Below are 25,368 nucleotides of genomic sequence, written 5' to 3' on the forward strand. Positions count from 1 at the left end.
CATCTACAATTAACCAAATGATAATAAAAGAGATCTGTCGTGATTTTCCTTTTACTGTGTAGTAATAACTAATAATTAATTTACCCATTTAACAACTATAAAAAAAGAACTTATTCTAAAAACTTTAAATTCGAACCAATTCAATTGTACAAAAAAAGGATAGTAATGGCAGAAATTTATTCTGTCATACTATCCTTTTTCCAATATCAGTTTGTAGGATTTTAATTCTATTGATTCATGCAATACATACTACATACTAATTTCTGTTTCTTTACGTAATTTCTTATTCTTCTCACGTAATCCTACCCATAATAATAAACTCAGTACTAATAATACGCCTTCTAACGAAACGATATAATACGGGTATTCCCCTAAATAATTCAACACACTTTTTGTTTCAGGTTTTCCACCTAAGAACATATAATTTCCATCAGTCTTTTTATTGACTAACATAATAAATGGCATAAGGATATTTAAAAACAAAAATACCTTACCGATAGAATAAATCGTCGGTCGATAGCCTATTACCCATGTAAAATATAAAGGTACTAATATAATTAAGCTGTGTGTACCAAAGAAATGTATAAATCTAAAATGTGGAAAATCAAAGAATAAATATGGTGTTAAAACTGCTTGCATCGCACCTAAAATTCCTGTGAACAATACAATCTCATAAACTAGCTTATTTCTTGTTAACAATAACAATATGACTAAATATAAGCTTATACTACATAATTGCAATGGCAACGAATCACTCGTTCTCCATATATCATTTTTTACCATCCATATATTATATAAAAGATCGGCCACAATAAGTAAACCGGCAATACCAAACTCTACTTTTCTTAGATTCAATTCTTTTAATTTATTTCTACCTATATATAAACCTATCATACATAGTACTAATAAACCTATTACAATCAAATGACTTGTACCAAACGCCTCAAAACGAATCCCTTTACTACTTCCCCCAAATAAACTCATAACATCCCCCTGCAATTGTATTATCTTTTTGTTTTAAATAGTATTCCTTCTTCAACCAATGCATGCATTCGTTCAATAAAATTAGGAAAACGTCAGTTCAATTTAACTTGTCCTTCTTTAAGCAGGAGTTTCTATTTAATGCCTATGTAAATCCTTCTTACTAGTAACATATTTAACTCAATTATACTCAATTCTTTTCTTATTTAATATCCTTTTCTTATTCAACTGAACTGTAAAAACACTTTGTAAAAATATGTTTAATTTCCTTTCGCGTCTCTACTACTTTATCAAGAATGGTTCGCCCTTTTCATCAAATGCATTCTTAAAATTAAATGCAAAAGGAGATGGTCCATTTTGTATGTAATAATCGTATCGCTTAAAAGCTTCTTCCCAAGATACATCATTCAAATTCTCAGTCCACCACACAACATATGCCTGATGTTTATCTTGATAAGACTCCATCCATTTGTTTCGATCTCTTAACGCTTGCATGTGATTACCCGAATATGTAAATTTGAATAAAGATTGAAGACTATTCCACACCGTTAGTGTAAGGACAGGGTCTCCCTCACCTTTTTTGATTTCTTCAGGGATTGTGACCCCGATTGGTGAAAAGTCCTCTATGAGTTGTCCTGATTTAATAGCCTGACGAAATACATCATTTCCTACTCGGTAAAATTCACGAGAGGCTGGGTGGTCATACGGGTGATTAAGTCTTCCTACAGTATAAATTGAAACCATTGCCATAAACAGACCTCCTTAATGTTTTATTAATGTATATTCAATAAGAATGTTTAAACATAACAAATATTTTTAAAAAAGCCTTTGTTATAAATTGAGAATGCGTTAGTTGATTACAACTCCAGGTTGCTCTCTTTCCGTGGGGCGAAAGCTGAGCCTCCTCGGCACGCCTGCGGGGTCTCACCCTTTCCGCATCTCCCACAGGAGTCTCGCACCTTCCGTTGTAATCAACTTCTGTCTTAGTGGTTCAAATCCAAAAAGAATCAATCTAATAGTATAGAGCAAAAAAAAGACCTACCGAAGTAGTCATTGTTGTTCAACTATTTTTTACTTATAATGTCTATATTTTTTAGTCAAAATTGTTATGAATAAAACACTTAAAAAGCCTAGAATAGTAATGATTTCTGCAAACCCAAACGCTTTATTTTTAAATACGATATTTATGATGATTATGATAATGAAAATAAACATAAGTATTATATGTCTTTTGTTTATGATTAGGTAAATTAGTCTGTTATCCAATTTGTTATTATTCACTGTATTACTCCTTATTCATACTGCTAATTGATTGAAAAAGATAATTAGCTGTTATCGTAGACCATAGATTTTAACTAATCCATTCGATAGTTCAATTAGTGTAACACATCTTTATTTCAATAAAGTACTTACTAAATTACCAAAGTTTTTAATATCTCTTAAATAATCATAACCATCAGGATTTCCTATCTTATTGTACATTCGTACTGCAACGGCATTATATTCGGGCATTACTAAGCAGGTACAACCAGAAGCCCCTAAAATTTGGTAGGATGTTGGTGGAACATCTTCCCCCAGTTCACTTTCAATATATTGATTTTCGTTCTTGAACCAAAAAAATCCATTTTGGTGTGTATTAATCATTTCTTTTGGAGTATGAGTTGTTGTTGTTAATTCAAATAATTCATTGGGTAAAGTCTGCTTACCATTTAAATTACCTTTGTTAAGATGTAAATAGCCCCAATGTGCAAGTTCCCTTGCACTTACATATAAATTTCTTTCGAATCCAGTTGGATCATCTAATCTAACTTTAGGATTTTCAAATGACTCAAATATATCTGCTACAAGATTATTATTATTTGTGATTTCCCAGCCAGATTCAGTAAATCCAAATGGTTCAAATACATATTCTCTAATAATTTGATTTACATCCTTACCTGAAACTCTCTTAATTATTCTATATAATAAAACAAGCCCAGCATCATTATATTCCCAAATGGTTCCTGGGGAAGCAACTTTCAATAACCTATCGTTTTCAAATCTTAGTCCATGAGTATGAGTAACCAAATGGCGTAAAGTTATCCCATTACAAATAACCTCATCTATTCCTTCTAAATAATTTCTTACTTCATCATCTACATTAAGAATTTTCTTATCTTTTATAAGAATCGCAACTGCCAATCCTATATAACTTTTACGAGCAGAATATATATTAAATCGAGAATCTTCTACGATTTCCCGACTTGTTAGAGGACAAAACCCAGAATACCATTCTCCTATTACCTTATTTTCTTGTATCACATATACTGCACTAGCTGAAGCTTTAATCTTGTTTTGAATATCTTCAACATACTTATACAAAGGAAATAATCTTTCTGTTTTATCAATTATTAAATTTTGTTGTATTTTATTAGTTGAATGATTTGTAATCATATTTCACTCTCTCCTTTTGCTCAAATCCATATTCTACTTATGGGAATCAAAATCCTTTAAAATATGTTAATACGAATAAAAAAAAGAAAAAGAGCAAATCCCCTAGGATCTGCTCTTTTCATTTTATGCTCCATCATTAATGAAGCTATATTGTGCCATGTATAGTTTGTAGTAGTGACCTTTTAATTGTAGTAATTGTTCGTGAGTGCCACTTTCTTCTACATTTCCATTACCAATTACCATGATTTTGTCACAATCACGAATTGTTGATAGTCGGTGTGCAATGACAAATGAAGTTCTGCCTTCTAATAATGTTTCAATACCATTTTGTACAAGCTTTTCTGTATGTGTATCAATATTAGACGTTGCTTCATCTAGAATTAAAATTCTTGGATTGGCAAGTAGTGCTCTTGCAAATGAAATTAATTGTCTTTGACCTAAAGAAAGTCTTGAACCTCGTTCATTTACGTCTGTGTCATAACCTTTTTCCATTTTCATAATGAAGTCATGGGCATGAACAGCTTTTGCTGCAGCAATTACTTCTTCATCTGTTGCATCTAATTTACCATATCTGATATTTTCCATGATCGATGTAGAGAATAAGAATGTATCTTGAAGCATGATTCCCATTTGACTTCTATATGACTCTAAATCTACATTTTTTATATTTTTTCCATCTACTAATATCTCACCATTTGTTGGATCATAGAAACGACTTAGTAGGGAAACAATCGTTGTTTTACCAGCACCAGTAGCTCCAACTAGGGCGATTTTTTCACCAGGATTGATTGTAAAATTAATATTTCGTAATACTGTTGAATTTCCATCATATCCGAATGTGACGTTATTAAATCTAACTTCTCCATTAATATGGCCAATTGGTTGTGCATTTTCTTGACTTATGATATCAGGATCAATATCCATAATATCAAAAATACGATCAGCCGCAGAGAAGTTTGAAATTAGAGTATTATAGAAGTTTGATAAGTTCATAATTGGACGCCAAAACATTCCGATGTACATTGAAAAGGCAATTAACGTACCTACTTCAATTTCTTCGCTCATTACTAGTTTGTAACCAACGTAGAATACAACTACTGTTCCTACTCCCCATGAAAGTTCAACTAAAGGCCAGAAAAAGTCATTTAGTTTAACTGCTTTCATGAATGCTCCCATTAGTTCAGAAACTTTTTCCTTAAAGTCTTTTTCTTTATCCTTTTCTTTCGCAAATGACTGAACAACTTTGATTCCTGAAAAATCTTCATGAATAAAAGCGATTAGATTTGATCGTTTTTTACGATATACATCCCATCTCTTCCTAGCACGAGTTTCAATGTAGAACATTGCTGCTGCAAGAAAAGGAAGGATTAAAACCGACGCTAAAGCTAGCTTCACATTTAAAATAAACATCACAACCGTAACGCAGACTAAACTTAATAATTCTGGAATTAAAGTCTGGATACTTTGGTTAAATAAGTTTTGAAGTGCGTTAACATCACCCATTACACGTGCTAAAATTTTACCAACTGGGCGATTATCAAAAAATGTAAATGATAGTTTTTGAATATGTGTGTATAGTTCATGACGAATATTCACCAAGATGTTGTTTGTAACAGAACTAATCATTGTCCATCGAATTCTTGATGACATCATTGCTAAGTAATTTAATACAAGTAAAACGCCGCCGATCACCATCAGACCTTTTACATCATTATTTTTGATATTCGTATCAATTGCTACTTTCAATAAGTACGGGTTTAAAATACCAACGATCATTACAAATAACATTAAACATATTACAATAAAGGTTTTAAATTTATAAGGTTGTAAGTAAGTTCCAAGTCTGAGAATGATCTCGACTTTACTACGATTCAGTTGGTCTTCATCACGATTAATAGTATTCTGTGCCATTAGACCACCCCGCTTTCTACTGTTTCAAAATCTTTAAACTGCTCCTCATATACTTCATAATATTTTCCTTTAAGAGCAAGTAATTCTTTATGATTTCCTTTTTCAACAATTTCTCCATTTTCAACAAACAAAATAATATCAGCATTTTTAACTGCCGAAATACGGTGTGCAATAATGAATGTTGTACTATGAGAAAAACGTTTATTTAAGTTGTGTAATAATTCATATTCTGTTTCCATATCTAACGCAGAAGTTGCATCATCAAGTACTAAAATCGGTGCTTTACGTAATAGAGCACGCGCAATTGAAATCCTTTGTTTTTGTCCACCTGATAATCCGATTCCACGTTCTCCAATTTCTGTACTAAATCCTTCTTCAAGCTCTTCAATGAAATCTAAACAGCATGCAATACGGCAAGCTTCTCGAATTTCATCCATTGTTGCTTCAGGATTTCCTAGTTTAATATTGTTTTCAATCGTGTCAGAGAATAAAAATGTATCTTGTGATACTAGAGACATATTTGTACGAAGGCTAGTTAAGTTAAAATCTTTCACATTAACCCCGTCTACTAATAATTCTCCCTCTGCCACATCATAAGAACGTCCAATTAAGTGTAGGATTGATGACTTACCCGCTCCTGTTGTACCCATAATCGCTACTTTACTTCCACTTGGAATATATAGATTAATATTTTTTAAGACCATTTCATCATTATATTTAAAACTAACATTTTTATACTCCACTGAACCGTCAACAAGACTTGGTGTATAAGCGTCAGGTTTATTTTTAATTTCTGTTTTACGATCTAAAATTTCAAAAATCTTCTTAGCAGATGCTTGGTTTTTAGAAAGGATATCAGTCAACCAACCTAGCATTCTCATTGGCCAGATTAAGTTCCAAATATAACCACTAAATGCAACTAATTCACCAAGCGTCATCGTATCTTGAAGTACGAAATATCCTCCAACAATGATCATAGCAACTAATGCGATATTAGTTAAAAACTCAATTGAAGGAAAGTATTTACGCATTGTTTTCGCTTGAGCCATATTTAAATCATAGTAACCACGATTCATTTTTAAAAATTTCAATGTTTCATGTTTTTCTCGTGCAAATGCTTTTACTAATCTTACCCCAGCGATATTTTGTTGAGCAGTTGTATTAATTTCAGCAGTATGGTCACTAATCTTACCGTATCCTGCATTTAATAATCGATTTAATCTTGTACCCATATATCCGATTGGAATCATAATTGCTAAACAAATCAGAGCTAATCTCCAATCAATAATAAATAAAATAATTGTACTCGCAACAAAATAGATGATGTTTTCAACGAATAATCGCAAACCAAAACCTATTGTTTGCCAAATATTCTCTACATCTTCACCGATTCTCGAAAGTAATTCACCTGTATTCATAGAATCAAAGTATTTAAACTCAAAACTTTGAATATGTTGGAACATTTCGTTCTTAATATCTTCATGAACTTTCGCGCCAACTAAATCATATAAATATTCTTTTACATATCCAAGAACTGACTTGATTAATGTAATCGCTAAAATCCCTCCAATGATTGGAAGAATCACTGATCCGTCTTTTTTAATAATTCCATCATCTACTAATACCATTTGTAAGTAAGGGATTAAATGGTCTACCCCAATTACTAGTAGCATTGATAATGATCCGATAAATAATGATAATTTGTGTCTATAAACATATTTTAAAATTCGTAACACTCTTGTACCTCCTTTGTATCAATCAACCAATTCTCTACGCAACCCTCCACAATTTTGACAAAAAAAGCCACGGGAATATTTTCCATACCCCATGGCCATAAAAAATCTTCTGTACCAAAATAAACATTAGCTCATTTTAGGCACAAAAAAGCCATGGGGAATATAAACCCATGGCTAGATTGTCATTAAATAATTCGTTTTAACGTGGTCCGTCCTGCGCAGAGATAGGGTTCATGTTCATTATTAACTTGTAGTGTTTTTTAGCTTTAATTGTTACAATCATCATTTCAACCTACCTCCTTTTTTATTTGATAATAACATCATATACGACTAACAAAATAAATGTCAAACTATTTTTAATTTATTTACAATTTTATTTTGTAGACAATCGCTTCATATGGTCTAAGGTTAATTGAGTCGAGCTGTACGCCAGATGCTTCATAGTTAGTTAGTAAAATTGTTGCATCCTCATATTGTTCTGTAAACTGGAATGTTGTTTTATTACTTGTAAAGTTAGCTACGATCAACAGTTTTTCATCTTCTAACTCACGTGAATAAGCAAATACATTTTCATCATCCTCAGCTAACATGTCAAATGAACCGTAAACAATGACTGGAAATTGTTTTCTTAGTTCGATTAGCTTGCGGTAATGGTGAAAAATAGAAGATTGGTCTTTGATCGATTCTGCCACATTAATTTCTTTAAAATTAGGATTCAATGAAAGCCACGGTGTTCCACTCGTAAAACCGCCATGCTCACTTTCGCTCCATTGCATTGGCGTACGTGCATTATCTCTTCCTTTTGTATATATAGATTCCATAATTTCTTCATGAGAATATCCTTTTGATATACGATCATGATACATATTACGAGTTTCAATATCATCATAATCAGTTATTTTATCAAATCGAACATTTGTCATACCAATTTCTTCACCTTGATAAATATAAGGGGTACCTTGCATTAAGTGAAGGATTGTTGCTAGCATCTTTGCACTTTCTTTTCGGTACTCCTGATCATTTCCCCATCTAGAAACGATACGAGGTAAATCATGGTTATTCCAAAATAAGCTATTCCAAGCTTTGCCATCTAACTGCGTTTGCCATTTATTAAATACAGCTTTTAAATCAAGTAGATTTAGTGGCTTTAAATCCCACTTTTCTTTCCCTTCTTGTTGATCTAAACTAATATGCTCAAATTGAAAGACCATACTTAATTCATTACGTTCTGGGTCAGAATATAATTTTGCAATTTCCGGAGTTGCCCCCCAAGTTTCTCCAACAGTTAAAACATCGTGATTTCCAAACGTTTTTGCGTTCATTTCTTGTAAATATTGATGAAGTTTTGGTCCATTCCCGGTAATCTCTTGATCTGGTAGCTTTCCGATTAAATCAATAACGTCCATACGGAAACCACCAATGCCTTTATCTAACCAAAAATTCATCATATTATATACTTCTTCATGAACCTTCGGATTTTCCCAATTTAAATCAGGCTGTCTCTTACTAAATAAGTGAAGAAAATATTGACCAGTCTCTTCATCAAATTCCCACGCACTACCACTAAAAACAGATTGTAGTCCATTTGGTTCTGCATTTTGAACAGGATCTCGCCAAACATAATATTCGCGATAAGGATTATCTTTACTTTTTCGAGATTCAATAAACCATGGATGCTCATCGGAAGTGTGGTTGACCACTAAATCCATTACAATTTTTATTCCTTTATCATTTGCTTCAGAAATTAATCGGTCCATATCTTCCATCGTTCCGAATTCTTCCATAATGTCACAATAATCACTAATATCATAGCCATTATCATCATTAGGTGATTTATATACTGGACTCAACCATATAACATCTATTCCTAATAATTTTAAGTAATCAAGCTTTTCAATAATACCGTTTAAGTCGCCTATCCCATCTTGATTACTATCCATAAAACTTCTTGGATATATTTGATAAACGACGCTTTTATGCCACCATTTTTTCTCCATTACATTAGCTCCTTACCTGATCTTGCCTCGAATTCTAAATGACCTTCGATGCGTAATTCTTTATTCGTTCCATGTAAAAAGACCGTGATTTTATTCCAGCTAGGTTTAAAATCTCCTTTACTTTCGAGCTTAACGTTTACAGTTTCATGATTAAAATCTACATTTACATGTAATTCAAATCGTTCACCTGTTTGATAATTCATTGTAAGTCCATCGTCTTCATATATTACTGTTTTTACATTTCCGGTTTCTTGTGAATACAGATGCAAGTAAAGTTCATCATCTTTTTGATTCGCTTTTTTCTTTTTATTTGTTAAAGGAATAATACTTCCTGCTTTCAAAAATAATGGTATTTTATTTAGTGGCGCATCAATTAAACTATCTTTTCCACCTTCAAATACTTGATCAGTCCAGTAATCGTACCAAATACCCTCTGGTAAATAAACCGAACGAGATCTCGCCGAGCGTGTAACAATCGGAGCAACTAATAGGTTTTCTCCTACTAAATATTCATCATTCATGTCAAATGTACGTTGATCTGTTGGATATTCAAGTACTAATGGACGCATAACTGGTAGACCTGTTTTCTCTGCTTCAATAAATTGTTGATATAGATACGGCATCCATTCGTAACGCATTTGAATATAATCTCTATTTATATCTGTAAATTTCTCTTCAAAAACCCATGGTTCTTGTCGATCCATACCAATTGAACAATGATTTCTAAAGTATGGTAAAAATGTACCCATTTGAATCCAACGAGTCAATAACTCTGCTTCTGTATCATTCATAAATCCACCAACATCCGGGCCAGAGAATGTAACACCAGATAATCCAAGATTTAAGCACATTGGAATCGTCATCGCTAAATGCTCCCAAAAACTTCGATTATCACCTGTCCAAACAGCTGCATATTTTTGAATGCCTGCATATCCTGCTCTTGTTAGTACAAACGGACGTTCATTTGTTAATTTTTGAATACCGATTGAAGTAGCTTTACTCATCTCATAACCATATAAATTGTGATATTCTTTATGACTAATTGGATTTCCATCATTGTCATGAACAGCATCTAAATCCATCGTTTTTGATTCATTGAATATGGCTGGCTCATTCATGTCATTCCAAATTCCTTTTATACCTAGCTTTGTATAAAACTCGTGTAATTCTCCCCACCAGTCTTTTACTTTTTGCTGACTAAAATCTGGTAAAGCACTTTTCCCTGGCCATACATCACCAATGTAAAGTGATTTATCTGGCATTTTAGTGAATGCATCTTTTACGACACCATCTATGAAAACATCATATTGTCCAGCAACTTTCACGCCTGGATCTACGATTGGAACAATATGAATTCCTTTTTCAAGTAACTGAGGAAGATATGTTTCATAATTTGGGAAACGTTCTTTATCAAACGTAAATACTCTATATCCGTCCATATATAAAATGTCTAAGAAAACTGCATCTACTGGAATTTCTAACTCTTCAAAAGAATCAACAATATACTTTAATTCTTCTTCATTTTGATAGCTATGTCTTGATTGATGATATCCAAGTGCCCATTTAGGTGGAAGATAAGGACGTCCAGTTATAAAGGTATGTTGCTCAAGTACTTCTTTCATCGATGGTCCAGTGTAGATAAATAGATCAATGATGCCTGTTTCTGTTTCTAATTTGTGCTCATCTTTGCGATTTTTAAAATCAAAAATGGTACGGCCTGTATTATTTAAAAAACAACCAAAAGAATAATTCGGTGTAAATGATAAGTAAGTAGGAATCGATTCATACAACTCGCTAATATCTGGTGTATGAGGTGCAAAAACATCCGTATTCCACATTGATAAACGCTCACCTTTTTTATTTAACCAACCACTTTTCTCACCAAGTCCGTAAATAAACTCATTTTCTTGGGCTCCGATTAGAGAAATCGTACCTTCCTCAGTCAAATAAAAACCATTACTGTAAATTTCGCCTTTAGCAGTTTTGATGTTAAATTTACAATTTTGTTTATGTAGATAAAATTCTACATCTGTTGTTTGCATTAAAACGTGTTCTTCAGTTTCTCTGATTGTAAACTCAGAGCCTTCATATGTTTCGATTGAGCTATTATGGTGCGTGAAATTTTCACTTGTATGGTTAACAGTTAGTCTTACGATATCAGGTCTTGGAAACTCTACTGTGATATTTCCCTTGTTAACAGTAAACACACATTTATTTTTTTCTTTTGAGTACGTTGTAATCTGTTGAATTTGTAGTACATCAATTAATTGACTTGCTTCTGAAAATAATTCAGGTTTAACTGAAAAACTAGAATTTTCAAGCATAATTCCATCTCCTTTACCCTTATCTTGCAAACGGTTTCAACTTTTTAGTTCCAACCAAGCAACCGTATGCACAATTTGGTTTAATTTATATATTGATTACCCCTCTTATGAAACGATAGGTAACCGGTTACATATCTTATTTTAACAAGTTACATTCGATTTGCAACCCTTATCAAATATTTATTGTTGATTCACGTTCAATTAATTCTACTGGTAAAATTGTTCGACTCGGAACCTCTTCTCCATTCATTAATTGTAATAGTTTAGAAATGGCATGTTCAGCCTGTTGCGAAATCGGTTGTTTTATCGTTGTGATTGAAGGAAAAGTCATTTCTGCAAAAGCTAAATCATCATATCCAATAATTTGAAAATCTGTAGGAATCTTCACCCCGTTTTCTTGGCAAACTCTTATTGCTGCCAATGCTAATGGATCTACGGTAAATAATCCTTCAAGCTTCTTATGTGATGCCAAATAATTTCTAACTAATTCTAAATCAGAATGTTTTTGTCCATTGATATCTTTCTTATATTCTGGTTGTTCTGCAATTACTTCTAATCCAAACTCATCACAATACTTTTTAAAAGATTCATACCTAATGGTTGTTACATTTTGTTTATCATTCATTAGCCCAAAATACCCTACTTTTCTACAACCAGATTGATATAATTTTTCTGCTGCAAGTTTTCCTCCAAGCTCATTATCACTTGTTATGAGTGGTATAGTATCATCTAAATAACGATCAATCGAAACGACTGGGAGTTGTAGACTCTTATATTTTTCGACGGGTAATGTGTGACTAGCTAGTATAATGCCATCTATTTGATGATTTTTAAGCATTTCTAAATACTCTTTTTCTCTTTCAGAAGAATAATCCGTATTGCAAAGCATTATGCGAAATCCTATTTTACTTGCGAAGTATTCAATATAATTAACTAATTCAGCAAAAAAGTAAATTCGTATATTAGGAATGATGACACCAATTGTTTTTGTCTGTCTTTTAAATAATGCACGAGCAACTTCATTTGGCTGATAATTCAATTCATGAATTGCTTGTTTAATTTTCTCCTTCGTAACATCACTAATATAACCTTTGTTATTTAAATATCTGGAAATAGATGCAACGCTCACACCTGCAAGCTTTGCTACATCTTTAATAGTTGCTCTCAAATTTTAATCCCCTTCAATTCATGTTCATAGTTAAGTTATACAAATAATTGATTCTTATTTCAACATTTTTAAAATTTTATTTAAATATCAACAGGTAATGAATCAATTATATGAAACAACATCTTTATATTTATTACAGTTACACAATTTTACTATTTCCCTCTATCTTTTTTCTCATTTTCAAAGTTTCACTATATAGGACAAGCCATACCTACATAAGATATTAAGGCTACTTATTTATTATTTTGTTGGGGGGAAAAAATTGTTTAAGCGCGTTTTTTTGTTTAGTTTGATTATTTTATGTTTTTTATGTTCCAACTTTGTTCAGTCATTTGCGGAAGAAAAACAAGTTTCTCAGTTGATTATTATCAATAAGGCGATTAATAGACTAGCATTTTATGAGAATGGAAAACTAGTAAAAGAATTTAAAGTTGCTACTGGGAGGAGCCAAGATTTAACTCCTGAAGGCAAGTTTAAAATAGTGAACAAAATTGTAAACAGGCCTTATTATAAAGAGAATATTCCTGGTGGTGACCCACGTAATCCATTAGGAAATCGCTGGTTAGGATTAAACGCAAGAGGGACATGGGGTACAACCTATGCGATCCATGGAAATAGTAACCCAGCTTCAATTGGGACTTATGCAAGTAGTGGATGCGTAAGAATGTATGATGAAGAGGTCGAGTGGTTGTTTGATCACGTACAAAAAAATACGACTGTTTTCATTACGTCATCTAATAAATCCTTTAATGACATAGCGGTGGCTGATCAACTATTTAATGATGATTCAGGAAGCATCGTTGTCACAAAACCGAATGATATTCCAACTAGTTTAAAACTTGGTAGTGTTGGTAGTGAGGTTGAATGGCTTCAAGAAACTCTTACAAAACTTGGTTATTCCAGAAATGGGATTGATGGTTATTTTGCAGAAGGAACGGATTTTGCAGTTCGAGTATTCCAACAAAATCATAGATTGGCTGTTGATGGCGTCGTTGGAGCTGGGACGAAACAATTACTGTTAGATTTGCTAAAAGAAAATAAACGTGATGATGCGCTCTCTGCTTATTTTTTTACATTTACCTTGAAGAAGATCAATGCAAATGGTGTTCTAAGAAATGACAATGATTTAAACGGCGTTCAGCGTTTAACTTATTAATATTTTACTAGTATGTAATATAGCGATAAGACAATATGCAAATAGCATACATTGTCTTTTTTTTTTGTAATGATAACTCATAATTTTTTAGCCACAAAAAAAGCTGTTTGAGAATATCCTCTAAACAGCTTTTAATCTATTTACTTTGTAACATATAAATACAATAATTTCATTGTATTTTCCATTGCTTGATAATGTGTACGTTCCATACCATGAGAGGCGTGCACACCAGGACCAATTAAAGCGCCCCTTATATCTTGACCCCCACGAAGTGCTGCAACTGTATCTGATCCATACATTGGATAAATATCAACAGCATAATTTAAGTCATTTTGTTTTGCTAAATTGACTAAATCAGTTGTCATATTATAATCATATGGGCCGCCTGAATCTTTCGCACAGATTGAAACGTCATACTCTGTACAACTTAAATCATCCCCGATACATCCCATATCAACAGAAATTAACTCTGTTATATCAGATGGAATATACGATGAGCCATGTCCTACCTCTTCATAAGTAGAAATAAATAATTTTGTCGTATAAGTTGGGACAATATTTTCTCTTTTAAACAGTTCTAATAAGCCTAATAAACAAGCAACACTTGCCTTATCATCAATAAAACGAGATTTAATAAATCCACTTTCCGTAATCGTTGTTTTTGGATCGAAGAATATAAAATCACCAGGTCCAATGCCTAAATTGATCACATCTTCTTTATTTTTTACACATTCATCTATTCTAACTTCCATATTTTCAGGGTCGCGTTTTTTTGTTTTACTATCTTCAAACACATGAATTGATGGACTTGTTGATAAAAACGTTCCGCTGTAAATTTTGCCATCACGAGTCCTTATTTGACAATACTCGCCATCTAATGTTGGAACAATTGGACCACCAATTACAGTAAATTTCAGAGTACCTTTTGCAGTTACAGAGCGAACCATGGCACCTAATGTATCAACATGAGCAGATAAACCAACTACTTGATCATTGCTTTTACCTGGAATTGTAATAACTCCACAGCCTTTGTTCGTAGTCTCAAACTGATAACCTAAACTTTTTGTCCAAGACTGAATTAATTCCATAATTTCAAAACAAAATCCGCTAGGACTATTAAACTCAAGTAATTGTTTCGCAGTATTAAGAACAAATTCTTTATTAATTCTGATATCCATATCCAATCCCCTTATTTGTAAAGTTAATTAAAATCAACCCCAATGAATTTATCATACATTTATTTAGTTTTTATATCAATTTACATATGAATGAATGGTATAAAAATTTTGATTATTGATGATTTAACGCTTCTATTGCTTTATGTTCTAGATCTTTTTTAACGTATATATCGTACTGTGTATTGTCATAATATCGCCCTACTCTTAAATTCATAGGTATTTTTGTTTTATAGGAAATTCCCTTTTGTTTTAATTGTCCGATGATTTTAAAATAGTTTTGATAACCATAAGCGGTATAGATACATTTCCAATTTCTATTTATAACTATTTGCATGGTCGAAATCACCCCTACAAACAATATTAAGCACGATACTCCAATCCACATGATAACACCTCCGGCTCTTATTATCAGTCTAAAGGAAGTCTCTTGAATAAAATGTCAGAATTCGCTTAGATTACACGCTTCATTTTTTATATTTTGACTCTGTATAAATAATTTTTACTTTTCACCTTTTTTTCCAATAAAAGATACTAAAAAGCACGTAAAGAATTATGTACTACTAATCTTTTAAACAATCATACAAACTACACATCAAATTTTACTCAGAACAGCATAATCATGCTATAGTAATGATATTAAAGGGGGAGTTATTTTTTTATGCAAGTAGGAAAATCATTAATTACAACACACGTACTACCAAGGTTCTTTTTTGCCTTATTAATCTCATTTATTGGAACAGGATTAGGCGGATTCTTTATCCCACCAGGTATTGCAATGGCAATTGGATTTATTCCTCTAATTGTTTTAATTGCACTACTTCTAAAGTCCATTTTTGGTAGTGGAAAGAAACGACGTAAAGGCTTAAGTGCCTACGGAATGGTATTACCTATGTGGCTTGTATACCTATTTACTTTGTTAATGGGTATCAGTATTTATCCAGTTATCGATTATTATGTTGATTCGATGGGTGCTATGATGGTCATCGTCGCATTTGGTATTACTTCTGCTTTATTTGGTGGCCTGTTCTTATACACATACTTCACAAAGAAAGACTTTACTTTCTTAGGAGGAATTCTATTTTTCTCTCTACTAGCTTTAATTCTAGTGAGCATCGTAGGAATGTTCATTGGATCTGATTTATTTTACCTTGTACTAGCTTGGGTAGGAGTTGTAATCTTCTCTGGTTACATTCTATATGATGTTTCTCGCATGAAAAAAGATACATTTACTGAGAAAGATGTGCCTGCGGCGGTATTTGACCTATATTTAAACTTTATTAATTTATTCTTAGACATTTTACGCATTTTGAATGCGTTTAAGAAATAATCAAGTTATAAAGTTACAAAATGAAACACCTTAGCTAAAAAACGCTAAGGTGTTTTTTTTCTTAAAAGAATCCTAGTTTACTTGGTGAATAGCTTACCAACATATTTTTTGTATTTTGGTAATGATCTAACATCATTTTATGATTCTCACGGCCGACGCCAGAGTTTTTGTAACCGCCAAATGCCGCATGTGCTGGATATGCATGATAGCAGTTAACCCATACTCTACCTGCCTCTACATGTCGTCCAAATCTGTAAGCAGTATCCATATCACGAGTCCATACCCCTGCACCTAAACCGTAAGAAGTATCATTTGCGATTTGCAACGCTTCTTCCTTCGTTTTAAATGTCGTAACAGAAACAACTGGACCAAAAATTTCTTCTTGGAAAACTCTCATATCATTTCTTCCTTTGAAGATTGTTGGATTCACATAATATCCGTCACGAAGTTCTCCTTCTAGAATATTTCTGCTACCACCAACCAATACTTCCGCGCCTTCATTTTTACCTATTTCAAAATAAGAAAGAATTTTATTTAGTTGTTCCTGTGATGCTTGCGATCCAATCATCGTTTCAGGATTTAACGGGTTACCTTGCTTAATAGCTTTTACACGATTAACCGCTTTGTCCATAAACTCTTCATAAATCGATTCATGAATTAATGCTCTAGATGGACATGTACATACTTCACCTTGATTTAACGCAAACATCGTAAAGCCTTCAAGTGCTTTATCTAAGAATTCTTCATTATCCATTACGTCTTCAAAGAAGATATTTGGTGATTTCCCACCTAATTCTAGTGTAACTGGAATTAGATTTTTTGAAGCATATTCCATGATTAAGCGACCAGTTGATGTCTCACCAGTGAAAGCAATTTTTGCAATACGATTACTTGATGCTAACGGTTTACCAGCTTCAAGCCCAAATCCATTCACCACATTCACTACCCCAGGTGGTAATAGATCTTGAATCAATTCAATTAATACTAGTATTGAAGTTGGTGTTTGTTCCGCTGGCTTTAATACAACACAATTCCCTGCTGCTAAAGCTGGAGCAAGCTTCCATACCGCCATCAAAATTGGGAAGTTCCAAGGAATAATTTGACCTACTACTCCTAATGGCTCCTTATAGTGATACGCAACTGTATCTCCGTCGATTTCACCAAGTGATCCTTCCTGTGATCTAATACAGCCTGCAAAATAACGGAAGTGATCAATTGCTAATGGAATATCGGCAGCAAGTGTTTCTCTTACTGGTTTACCGTTTTCCCAAGTTTCCGCAACAGCCAAATATTCCTTATTTTCTTCCATACGATCTGCAATTTTATGTAGAAGATTAGATCTCTCTGTAACGCTTGTTCTACCCCATTTATCCTTTGCACGATGTGCTGCATCTAGTGCACGCTCAATATCTTCTTCAGTTGATCTAGCAACCTCACAAAATACTTGTCCAGTTACAGGTGTTACATTACCAAAATATTGCTCACGTACAGGTCGAACCCATTCACCACCAATAAAATTATCATAACGATTTTTAAACGTAATTAATGAACCAGTTTTTCCAGGCGTTGCATATACCATTTTCCATTCCTCCTCATATAGCTTGTCTATACAAAAATATGAAAGCGTATACAATCATATGACTAGAAATCTATTTAATTAAAAATATTTTGCTTCAATGAATTGGTTTAGATAGAATAATAGTTATGATTAAAATTTTTAAAAAAATGAGGGGTAAAGTTGCGTAAATACATCATTGAAATAATTGGACTACTAATCGGCTCAGCGATCTTTGCAATCGGAATTAACTTCTTTGCGATTCCTAATAAATTAGCAGAAGGTGGATTTATAGGAATTACGATGATTACTTATTACCTTTTTGAATGGTCACCTGGTATCGTCATGTTTATATTAAATGCCACACTTTTGATCATTGGATATAAGTTATTAAAAAAGCAGCTTATTCTCTATACAATCATCTCAATCGTAGCAAGCTCTTTATTCATACGCTTAACTGAAGGTTTAGGTGTTCCAACGAAAGAAACATTATTAGGAACTATTTTTGCAGGAATATTCATCGGCCTTGGTTTAGGAATCGTGTTTCGTTCTGGGGGTACAACTGGCGGCACTACTGTCATTGCCCAAATTTTTCATCAATACTTCGGATGGAGTATTAGTAAAACACTTTTAGCATTTGATTTAATCGTTGTTTCAGGTGGTTATTTTGTAATAGGTTTTGAAAAAACAATGTATACACTTATTTCTATTTATATAGGAATTAAGGTCATTGATTATATAATCGAAGGTCTGAACCCTAAAAAAGCCATTACTGTCATTTCTGACAAAGCAGATGAAATAGCAGTTTTGGTATCGAATGACATGAACCGTGGCGTTACCATTTTTCCAGCGAAAGGTCACTTTACAGGTGAACGAAAAGAAACGCTTTATATCATTATTAATAAGCAAGAGCTATTTGAATTAAAGAAAATTATTCATGGTATCGACTCAAAGGCTTTTGTTGTTATCCATGATGTACGTGACGTTTTTGGTGAAGGTTTTACTTTACCAAGTGCATAAAAAAAGTGTGTTTTACCATTTTGGTGAAACACACTTTTTTATTTTGGCTTAGTTTAACTATACACTTTTCAATTTCAACTCAATATCTGCAAGTTGCTGTTTTAATGCAACAATTTTTGATAGTTGGAAGGAATGTTCATCTTCACTCTCAAGTTCCTCAGCGATCATTGCTGATATTTCAAGTTCGAGTCTTGTTCGGTCATTTAACAAGCTCTGTTGGTCGTTTGTAATTGATTGCCTTCCATTCCAGTCCGCATATGAACCTTTAAATTCATAAAAAGTACCTTTTTCTATATGGACTACACGATTTGATACTTTCTTTAGTAGATATGGATCGTGTGAAACGACTACAACTGCACCATGGTAAACCGCTAATGCTTCCTCAATTCTTTCCCTAGTATGAATATCTAAATAATTTGTTGGTTCATCTAAAACTAGTAAATTTGAATCGGAAAAATAAAGCTTCACAAAAGCAACCCTACATTTTTCTCCCATGCTTAACTGACCTATTTTTTTATATACATCTTCTTTTCTAAACAAGAAACATGCAAGAATCGTTCTTGCTTCTGTTTCAGTCATATTTGGAAGAGATAATATTTCATCTAAAATCGTAGTTTCTTCATTAAGCGTTTCAAGCTCTTGCATAAAATAGCCTATTTTCAATTGAGGATTATGACGTACAGACCCTACATTAGGTTCTAACAATCCAGTTAATAATTTTAAAAATGTTGTTTTACCAGATCCATTTTTTCCAATGACAGCTAATCGATCTTCTCGATTCAATGTAAAGGTTAACTGCTCAAAAATATTCTTCTCAGTTTCATATCCAAAGTTGACTTGATGAAATGAAATCATATGTTTTGCTGTAAATGACTCACTTTCAAAAATAGCTGAAATGGATTTTACTTCTTTCGGCTTATCAACTTTACGTTGCTCAAGTCTTTCTAAATCCTTTTCTTTAGACTTAAATCGTAATGCATTTTTACCCGCTTTTTTCTTCGCAAATGGATCACGTTCACTTGCTGCATTATGTGACTGCGAGAACCATTGTTTATATTGATTAATTGTTTCAATTAATTTTTTCTTCTCTGCCTCTTGCTTGTCATATAACGCTTGATTCGTTATTCTTTCATGTTCTTTTTGCTTTTTATACTCAGAATAACCACCGTTATACTTATATGTTCCATTTTCAGTTAATTCAACAGTTTTTGTTGCAACATCATCAATAAACTGCCTTTCATGAGATATAAATAGCACTGTTCCCCTATAGGATTTTAGCCAATTTGTTAACCAGTCAATTGACTCACTATCTAAATGGTTCGTAGGTTCATCCATGATTAATAGTCTTGGTTGCTTCAACATAATTTTAGCTAATTTAACTTTTGTTTTCTGACCACCACTTAAATGAGAATAAGGCATCTCCCATACTGATTGCGGTAATTGAAATTTTTTAAGTGATTGTTCAATCGTTGATTCCCACTCATATCCATTCAATTCAAGATACTCACTTAAATATTGATTAAATTCATTAAGGATATGTTCACTCGATAAATCTTTTGATAATTGATCTATTTTTCTTTTAATAAAGAAAAGCTTTTCATCAGAAGACTCTACTACCTCTTTTGCTGTCATCTGCTCAGTTTCATTCTCATCAGTTAATAGCCAGCCAATTTCATCTTTTTTGAACTCAATTTGCAGACTTCCTTTTTGAATTGGTAGTCTACCCATCAATGCATTAATAAAAGTTGTTTTTCCAATACCGTTCTCTCCGATTAATGCAACTCGTTCGCCTTCTTTAATGTCTAAGTTACCATTTTCAAATATCATTAAACCATTTAATTCAATACTTACATTATTTGCTTTTATAATAAACATACAAATCACTCCATCCGATTTTAAAGATGGCCCTGTTTTCATTTTTAGTAAAAATTTACGATTAGTTCAACACCAACAGTGAACTGTAACAGAGCCTAAAAAATAAAAAACACACAAGCATCTGCCTGTGTGTAAATGGACGAATCGTTAATCGTATTAGTTTAACGAAAAAACTAATACATGTATGCCTAAAAAAGGTGCGATTAAATAAACCCACGATATATACATTTCATATGGTACATTATTTAATATTCACGGCACTAAATATAGACAGACTAATCCAATTTCTCTGATTTCAGGCAGAGTACTTTTTGCTATAAAATTAATTAGCTTAAAAGTTATCGGATCATGTACATAGTGTCTAAATTTGATGCCTCCTTCAAAATATTACTTAAATAGTAGCTTACTTTTCAGTACATTTCAATACTTAATTTTTAATATACACTAAATTGTGCCATTCATGCATCTCGATTTACACTTATAATTTATGTTCTAACATGACTTTTCGTGCTATTACGAAAGAATTGAATAATAGTGTTCACGTACTTTCTTTGCTGAAATCACCATATTAGAAAGAGCTTGAATAACCTCTTTTTCATCTCGTGTTTTTAATCCACAATCTGGGTTGATCCAAAATTGTTGAATATCACACACTTTTAAAGAACCAACTATATTTTGCTCCATTTCTTGAACCGATGGAACACGTGGGCTATGAATATCATACACCCCTAAACCAATTCCTAATGGATACGGGTTTTCAGCTAAGTAGGAAGAAAACTCTTCGTGACTTCTTGCATGTTCAATTGATATAACATCTGCATCTAGTTCAATGACCGCATCCATTATGTCAGAAAAACTGCTATAACACATATGAGTATGAATTTGCGTCATTTTTTGGACCCCTGCTGTAGTTAAGCGAAATGCACGCGTAACCCAGTTTAAATATGCTTCCCAATTTCGCTTTTTCAGTGGTAAACCTTCACGAATCGCTGGTTCATCTACTTGAATAATAGAGATACCCGATTCTTCAAGTGCCTTTATTTCTTTTCTTAAAGCAAGCGCAATTTCATTTGCAATATCTTCCTTTGCATGATCTTCACGAACAAATGACCAGTTCAAAATGGTTACAGGACCTGTTAACATCCCCTTCACAGGCTTTTTTGTTAAACTTTGCGCATAGCTAGTCTCATCAACAGTCATTGGTTTCATAAATTCTACACGACTATGAATAACCGGTGGTTTAACACATCTTGAACCGTAGGATTGAACCCATGCGTTTTTAGTAAAGGCAAAACCTTTTAGCTTTTCACCGAAATATTCTACCATATCAGTTCGTTCATATTCTCCATGTACCAATACATCTATGTCTAACGATTCTTGAACTTCAATCCATTCCTTAATTTTTAATTTTATTTGATGACGATAGTCGGATTCTGGAAGCTCTCCTTTTCTCCATTGTTGCCTAGCAATTTTGATTTCTTTTGTCTGTGGGAAACTACCAATTGTTGTTGTAGGTAATAATGGTAAATTCAAAGCTTCCTTTTGGAACTGATATCGTTCTTTAAAAGGTATTGCTCTATTAAAATCTTCTTCACTTAAACTTCTTATCTCATTTGACTTGGTATTTAGTTTATTTAGATGTTCGAAGCTTTGTTTTACCTTTTCAATTTCTTGTTTTACGGCATCACTACCAAACTCCAATGCTTTCCTTAACACGACTAACTCTTCTATTTTTTCATCTGCAAAAGCTAATGCAGCAAGTACAGTAGGTTCTAATGAATCTTCTTTTTTCTTTGTGACTGGGACATGTAGTAAGCTACAAGAAGGTTGAATCCACCAATCCTTTGGTTGAATAAGTGATTGAAGTGTTTCAATCAATTGGATTGATTCTTCTAAATTGTTCTTCCAAATATTTCTCCCATTCACAATCCCGCAAGCTAATACCTTATCTTCTGGAAATCCATATTTCTTCAATGCATTTACATTTTCTTCTCTACCATGTACAAAGTCTAATCCAATTCCTTTAACAGGGATTGTGATCAAATCATGATATTGTTCAACACCTTCAAAATATGTTTGAAGCATAATTGATAATGATGGAAGGGCCTCACATATTTCTGAATAAATTTCTTTTATCAATTGAAAATCTTCATTCGTTTCTTCTAACACAAATGCAGGCTCATCAATTTGTACCCATTCTACTCCAGCATCTTCTAGTTCTTTTAGCATTTGAATATAAACCGGTAATAACTCTTTTACGACAGCATATTTATCTTCTTTTTTATATCCTTTTGAAAGCTGAGTGAACGTATAAATACCTAAAATAACAGGTTTCGTTATGATACCTAATTCATTTTTTACTTCTAGGAATGACGCTAGAGGTTTGTTATATAATAATTTTGATTTACGATCATATTGATATTCTGGGACTATATAGTGATAGTTCGTATTAAACCATTTAGTCATTTCACATGCTACCAGGTCTTTATCCCCCCTAGCTAATGCAAAATATGTATGCAAAGAAGGTTTCTCAGACAGATCTCCAAAACGAGTAGGAATCCAGCCAAACATTGTTGCAAAATCTAAAACATGATCATAGTACGTAAAATCATTTACAGGAATAATCTCGATCCCTAAACGAAGCTGCTTTTCGATTGACTGAAGTCTAATTGACTTCATTTCGCTCTCAAATTGATTTTCTGTGATATTTCCTTTCCAAAATGACTCTAATGTCTTCTTCCATTCACGGTTTTCACCAATTCTTGGGTATCCTAGATTACTTATGTTTACCATATAAAACACTCCCTTTTTTGAAAATAAAAAAGCATTTTTATCTTATTGAGATAAAAATGCTCTTAAGTAGGAAAACACAAATGAACAGAATACTTACATGTCAGTTTCCAATACATAAGGCACCTCCCTATCTCTCGTAGGTCGAACAGCGTCGTTAGAATAGGCAGGTCTCCTGACTTTTGGATCATCGTAAATATAAACCTTCCCTATCAATAGATAAGTGGCATGTATTTATTTACTCCTCAATTACAGTGGCGGGACCGTGTTGGAATTTCACCAAACTTCCCTTTTAAGTAAATGTTTAAAACGTGCGGTATAAACATTCACACCTATTCCCCACTATTTAGTTTTCATTATTTTGTCATAATTTGATTTAATAGTCAAAATATTTATTTTTTTCTTACTAAAGTCCTAGAAAAGCTCATTCCAATATTTGAAGTAAAGACTACTTATGATATAGTGAGTTAAATTAGAAAATTTTAACAATACATAGAATGTCACACATGAAAAAGATCCGATTAAATAAAAGAGGTGAATATGAATGGTGAATTACTTACAAGTTTTAAAAAAAATTGGTTTGTTTCTCCTTGTCATTTCTCTTGTATCTGCTTGTTCAAATTCGAATGGTATTGAAAATGAAAAATCTATGCAAATGGATAAATCTTCACATCAAGAAGCAGAACTACAAACTGTCGATCAAAGTGATGCCAAGGAAGGTACTAAACCAACAACAGCAATCGTACGTAAATTAATTAAAACCGCTAATCTTGAGATTGAAACAAAAAAATTCGAAAAAACTATCGATACACTTGAAAAATCTGTCAGTGAGTTTAATGGTTATATTGAATCTAATCATATAACTGGTACATCAATGCTAGAAAAATATGATGAAGACAATATTGATGATTTCCCTTCAAGAACTGCCCAATATACTTTACGAATTCCTGTTAATAAACTAAATGCTTATTTATCTAAAATAAACACGATTGGAAATGTGACTTCTAAATCGATTTCAACTGAAGATATTTCAAACCAATACTTTGATACTGAAACTAGAATAAAATCTTTAAAAATACAAGAAGAAAGACTACTAAACTTATTGAAAAAATCAGGTTCGTTAAGTGATATCATAGAGCTTGAAAAAGAACTTTCAACCGTTCGATATGAAATTGAAAGTTTAACAACAACAATAAAGACGTACGATTCATTAATCAATTACAGTACGATCAATCTTTCTGTTACTGAAGTAGCTAAAATAACAGATACTACTCCACCTAAAACAGTAAGTGACCGAATTACTGCTAAATTTAAGGACAATCTTAAAAATATCTCAACAGGATTCAAAAATACTACAGTATTCATTATCGGTAACTCTGTCTTAATTATCATCTGGTTAATCATACTAGTAGCTGGATTTTTTATCGCGCGTAAAGTAATGAAGAAATACCAAGACTGGAATATTCCGAAAAAATAATGAATAAAAATAATATACAAATCAAATAGAACGCTGTTAAATCAGCGTTTTACTTTTTATTAACATCACCACTTCATTTCATGATTCTTCTAAATTCACTTCATTTATACGCGTAACTATTAAAGATCAAAATAGGAGAAAAAAACGATGAAACATTTCTTATTAAGCAAACTAGGAAATTGGAAAATACAAGTTGATTGTAATGACGGCGTAAGAATTCTAGGAAATGATCATGAAATGGTATTATTAGATGAAGAACATGATAAGATTGGACATTTTTCGATTGACCAAAAAGGAAGCATCATCATTCACGACATCCCTTATGGAGGTCAAGTAAAAGTGAAGGAAGGTTACCAAACAATCGTCGTTTATGTTCCATATGAAGAAGACACTGAGGATGAATAACTTACAAAAAGAGTGTACCTATTTGGTACACTCTT

At 32.7% G+C, this 25,368-nt stretch carries 18 protein-coding genes and 1 riboswitch; of the genes, 5 read left to right on the forward strand and 13 right to left on the reverse strand.

Going from position 1 to position 25,368, the window contains the following annotated elements:
- Window positions 1–249: 249 nt before the first annotated feature.
- The 8 genes from CAB05_RS03510 to CAB05_RS03550 form a co-directional block, all read right to left on the reverse strand.
- Window positions 250–984, reverse strand: a complete 735-nt coding sequence (locus tag CAB05_RS03510) for a YwaF family protein (protein WP_087998419.1) — start codon at window positions 982–984, stop codon at window positions 250–252.
- A gap of 279 nt (window positions 985–1,263) precedes the next feature.
- Window positions 1,264–1,731 (reverse strand): DUF3291 domain-containing protein, encoded by a 468-nt coding sequence (locus tag CAB05_RS03515; protein ID WP_087998420.1) that lies wholly within the window; start codon window positions 1,729–1,731, stop codon window positions 1,264–1,266.
- A 642-nt stretch (window positions 1,732–2,373) separates the two neighbouring features.
- On the reverse strand, window positions 2,374–3,414 hold the full coding sequence (locus CAB05_RS03525) for a serine hydrolase domain-containing protein (protein ID WP_087998422.1): 1,041 nt from the start codon (window positions 3,412–3,414) through the stop codon (window positions 2,374–2,376).
- A gap of 123 nt (window positions 3,415–3,537) precedes the next feature.
- Entirely contained in the window at window positions 3,538–5,325 is a 1,788-nt protein-coding gene (locus CAB05_RS03530; protein ID WP_087998423.1) for an ABC transporter ATP-binding protein, read from the reverse strand.
- On the reverse strand, window positions 5,325–7,061 hold the full coding sequence (locus CAB05_RS03535; RefSeq protein WP_087998424.1) for an ABC transporter ATP-binding protein: 1,737 nt from the start codon (window positions 7,059–7,061) through the stop codon (window positions 5,325–5,327). Before CAB05_RS03535 ends, CAB05_RS03530 begins: the two co-directional genes overlap by 1 nt.
- Window positions 7,062–7,426: 365 nt before the next feature.
- Window positions 7,427–9,058, reverse strand: a complete 1,632-nt coding sequence (locus tag CAB05_RS03540; RefSeq protein ID WP_087998425.1) for a glycoside hydrolase family 13 protein — start codon at window positions 9,056–9,058, stop codon at window positions 7,427–7,429.
- Entirely contained in the window at window positions 9,058–11,382 is a 2,325-nt protein-coding gene (locus tag CAB05_RS03545; RefSeq protein WP_087998426.1) for a glycoside hydrolase family 31 protein, read from the reverse strand. Before CAB05_RS03545 ends, CAB05_RS03540 begins: the two co-directional genes overlap by 1 nt.
- Before the next feature lie 172 nt (window positions 11,383–11,554).
- Window positions 11,555–12,550 (reverse strand): LacI family DNA-binding transcriptional regulator, encoded by a 996-nt coding sequence (locus CAB05_RS03550; protein ID WP_087998427.1) that lies wholly within the window; start codon window positions 12,548–12,550, stop codon window positions 11,555–11,557.
- Window positions 12,551–12,812: 262 nt separating this feature from the next.
- On the opposite strand from CAB05_RS03550, the gene CAB05_RS03555 reads away from it, so the two are divergent.
- Entirely contained in the window at window positions 12,813–13,706 is an 894-nt protein-coding gene (locus CAB05_RS03555; RefSeq protein WP_087998428.1) for a L,D-transpeptidase family protein, read from the forward strand.
- A 140-nt stretch (window positions 13,707–13,846) separates the two neighbouring features.
- On the opposite strand, the gene CAB05_RS03560 is transcribed toward CAB05_RS03555, so the two are convergent.
- Window positions 13,847–14,884, reverse strand: a complete 1,038-nt coding sequence (locus CAB05_RS03560; protein WP_087998429.1) for a M42 family metallopeptidase — start codon at window positions 14,882–14,884, stop codon at window positions 13,847–13,849.
- Between the two features lie 112 nt (window positions 14,885–14,996).
- Window positions 14,997–15,218 (reverse strand): hypothetical protein, encoded by a 222-nt coding sequence (locus CAB05_RS03565; RefSeq protein WP_142283045.1) that lies wholly within the window; start codon window positions 15,216–15,218, stop codon window positions 14,997–14,999.
- 324 nt (window positions 15,219–15,542) lie between these two features.
- Between CAB05_RS03565 and CAB05_RS03570 the strand changes: the two genes are divergently transcribed.
- Window positions 15,543–16,211 (forward strand): Bax inhibitor-1/YccA family protein, encoded by a 669-nt coding sequence (locus CAB05_RS03570; RefSeq protein WP_087998431.1) that lies wholly within the window; start codon window positions 15,543–15,545, stop codon window positions 16,209–16,211.
- A gap of 61 nt (window positions 16,212–16,272) precedes the next feature.
- On the opposite strand, the gene exaC is transcribed toward CAB05_RS03570, so the two are convergent.
- Entirely contained in the window at window positions 16,273–17,790 is a 1,518-nt protein-coding gene (gene exaC, locus CAB05_RS03575; protein ID WP_087998432.1) for an acetaldehyde dehydrogenase ExaC, read from the reverse strand.
- A gap of 159 nt (window positions 17,791–17,949) precedes the next feature.
- Here exaC and CAB05_RS03580 point away from each other — a divergent pair, with 159 nt between their 5' ends.
- Entirely contained in the window at window positions 17,950–18,786 is an 837-nt protein-coding gene (locus tag CAB05_RS03580; protein ID WP_087998433.1) for a YitT family protein, read from the forward strand.
- A gap of 57 nt (window positions 18,787–18,843) precedes the next feature.
- Here the strand turns inward: CAB05_RS03580 and abc-f are convergent, their stop codons facing one another.
- The gene (abc-f, locus tag CAB05_RS03585; protein ID WP_158093168.1) at window positions 18,844–20,661 is read right to left on the reverse strand and encodes a ribosomal protection-like ABC-F family protein; all 1,818 of its coding nucleotides are present in this window, start codon (window positions 20,659–20,661) and stop codon (window positions 18,844–18,846) included.
- A 513-nt stretch (window positions 20,662–21,174) separates the two neighbouring features.
- Window positions 21,175–23,454, reverse strand: a complete 2,280-nt coding sequence (gene metE, locus CAB05_RS03590; protein ID WP_087998435.1) for a 5-methyltetrahydropteroyltriglutamate--homocysteine S-methyltransferase — start codon at window positions 23,452–23,454, stop codon at window positions 21,175–21,177.
- A 145-nt stretch (window positions 23,455–23,599) separates the two neighbouring features.
- Window positions 23,600–23,802, reverse strand: a riboswitch (cobalamin riboswitch).
- 193 nt (window positions 23,803–23,995) lie between these two features.
- Between metE and CAB05_RS03595 the strand changes: the two genes are divergently transcribed.
- Both CAB05_RS03595 and CAB05_RS03600 read left to right on the forward strand, forming a co-directional pair.
- Window positions 23,996–24,928, forward strand: coding sequence for a DUF4349 domain-containing protein (locus CAB05_RS03595; RefSeq protein WP_087998436.1), 933 nt, complete (start codon window positions 23,996–23,998; stop codon window positions 24,926–24,928).
- Window positions 24,929–25,075: 147 nt separating this feature from the next.
- Window positions 25,076–25,333: a hypothetical protein gene (locus tag CAB05_RS03600; RefSeq protein WP_087998437.1), complete on the forward strand. Its 258-nt coding sequence runs from the start codon at window positions 25,076–25,078 to the stop codon at window positions 25,331–25,333.
- Window positions 25,334–25,368 lie beyond the last annotated feature (35 nt).

Source organism: Gottfriedia solisilvae (genome assembly GCF_002128405.1).
GTDB classification, from domain to species: Bacteria; Bacillota; Bacilli; order Bacillales; family Bacillaceae_G; genus Gottfriedia; species Gottfriedia solisilvae.

Coding starts and splice junctions, on each gene's coding strand:
- CAB05_RS03510 (WP_087998419.1), bottom strand. CDS start 984: ATGAGTTTATTTGGGGGAAGTAGTAAAGGGATTCGTTTTGAGGCGTTT.
- CAB05_RS03515 (WP_087998420.1), bottom strand. CDS start 1,731: ATGGCAATGGTTTCAATTTATACTGTAGGAAGACTTAATCACCCGTAT.
- CAB05_RS03525 (WP_087998422.1), bottom strand. CDS start 3,414: ATGATTACAAATCATTCAACTAATAAAATACAACAAAATTTAATAATT.
- CAB05_RS03530 (WP_087998423.1), bottom strand. CDS start 5,325: ATGGCACAGAATACTATTAATCGTGATGAAGACCAACTGAATCGTAGT.
- CAB05_RS03540 (WP_087998425.1), bottom strand. CDS start 9,058: ATGGAGAAAAAATGGTGGCATAAAAGCGTCGTTTATCAAATATATCCA.
- CAB05_RS03545 (WP_087998426.1), bottom strand. CDS start 11,382: ATGCTTGAAAATTCTAGTTTTTCAGTTAAACCTGAATTATTTTCAGAA.
- CAB05_RS03560 (WP_087998429.1), bottom strand. CDS start 14,884: ATGGATATCAGAATTAATAAAGAATTTGTTCTTAATACTGCGAAACAA.
- CAB05_RS03565 (WP_142283045.1), bottom strand. CDS start 15,218: ATGCAAATAGTTATAAATAGAAATTGGAAATGTATCTATACCGCTTAT.
- CAB05_RS03570 (WP_087998431.1), top strand. CDS start 15,543: ATGCAAGTAGGAAAATCATTAATTACAACACACGTACTACCAAGGTTC.
- exaC (WP_087998432.1), bottom strand. CDS start 17,790: ATGGTATATGCAACGCCTGGAAAAACTGGTTCATTAATTACGTTTAAA.
- abc-f (WP_158093168.1), bottom strand. CDS start 20,661: ATGTTTATTATAAAAGCAAATAATGTAAGTATTGAATTAAATGGTTTA.
- metE (WP_087998435.1), bottom strand. CDS start 23,454: ATGGTAAACATAAGTAATCTAGGATACCCAAGAATTGGTGAAAACCGT.
- CAB05_RS03595 (WP_087998436.1), top strand. CDS start 23,996: ATGGTGAATTACTTACAAGTTTTAAAAAAAATTGGTTTGTTTCTCCTT.
- CAB05_RS03600 (WP_087998437.1), top strand. CDS start 25,076: ATGAAACATTTCTTATTAAGCAAACTAGGAAATTGGAAAATACAAGTT.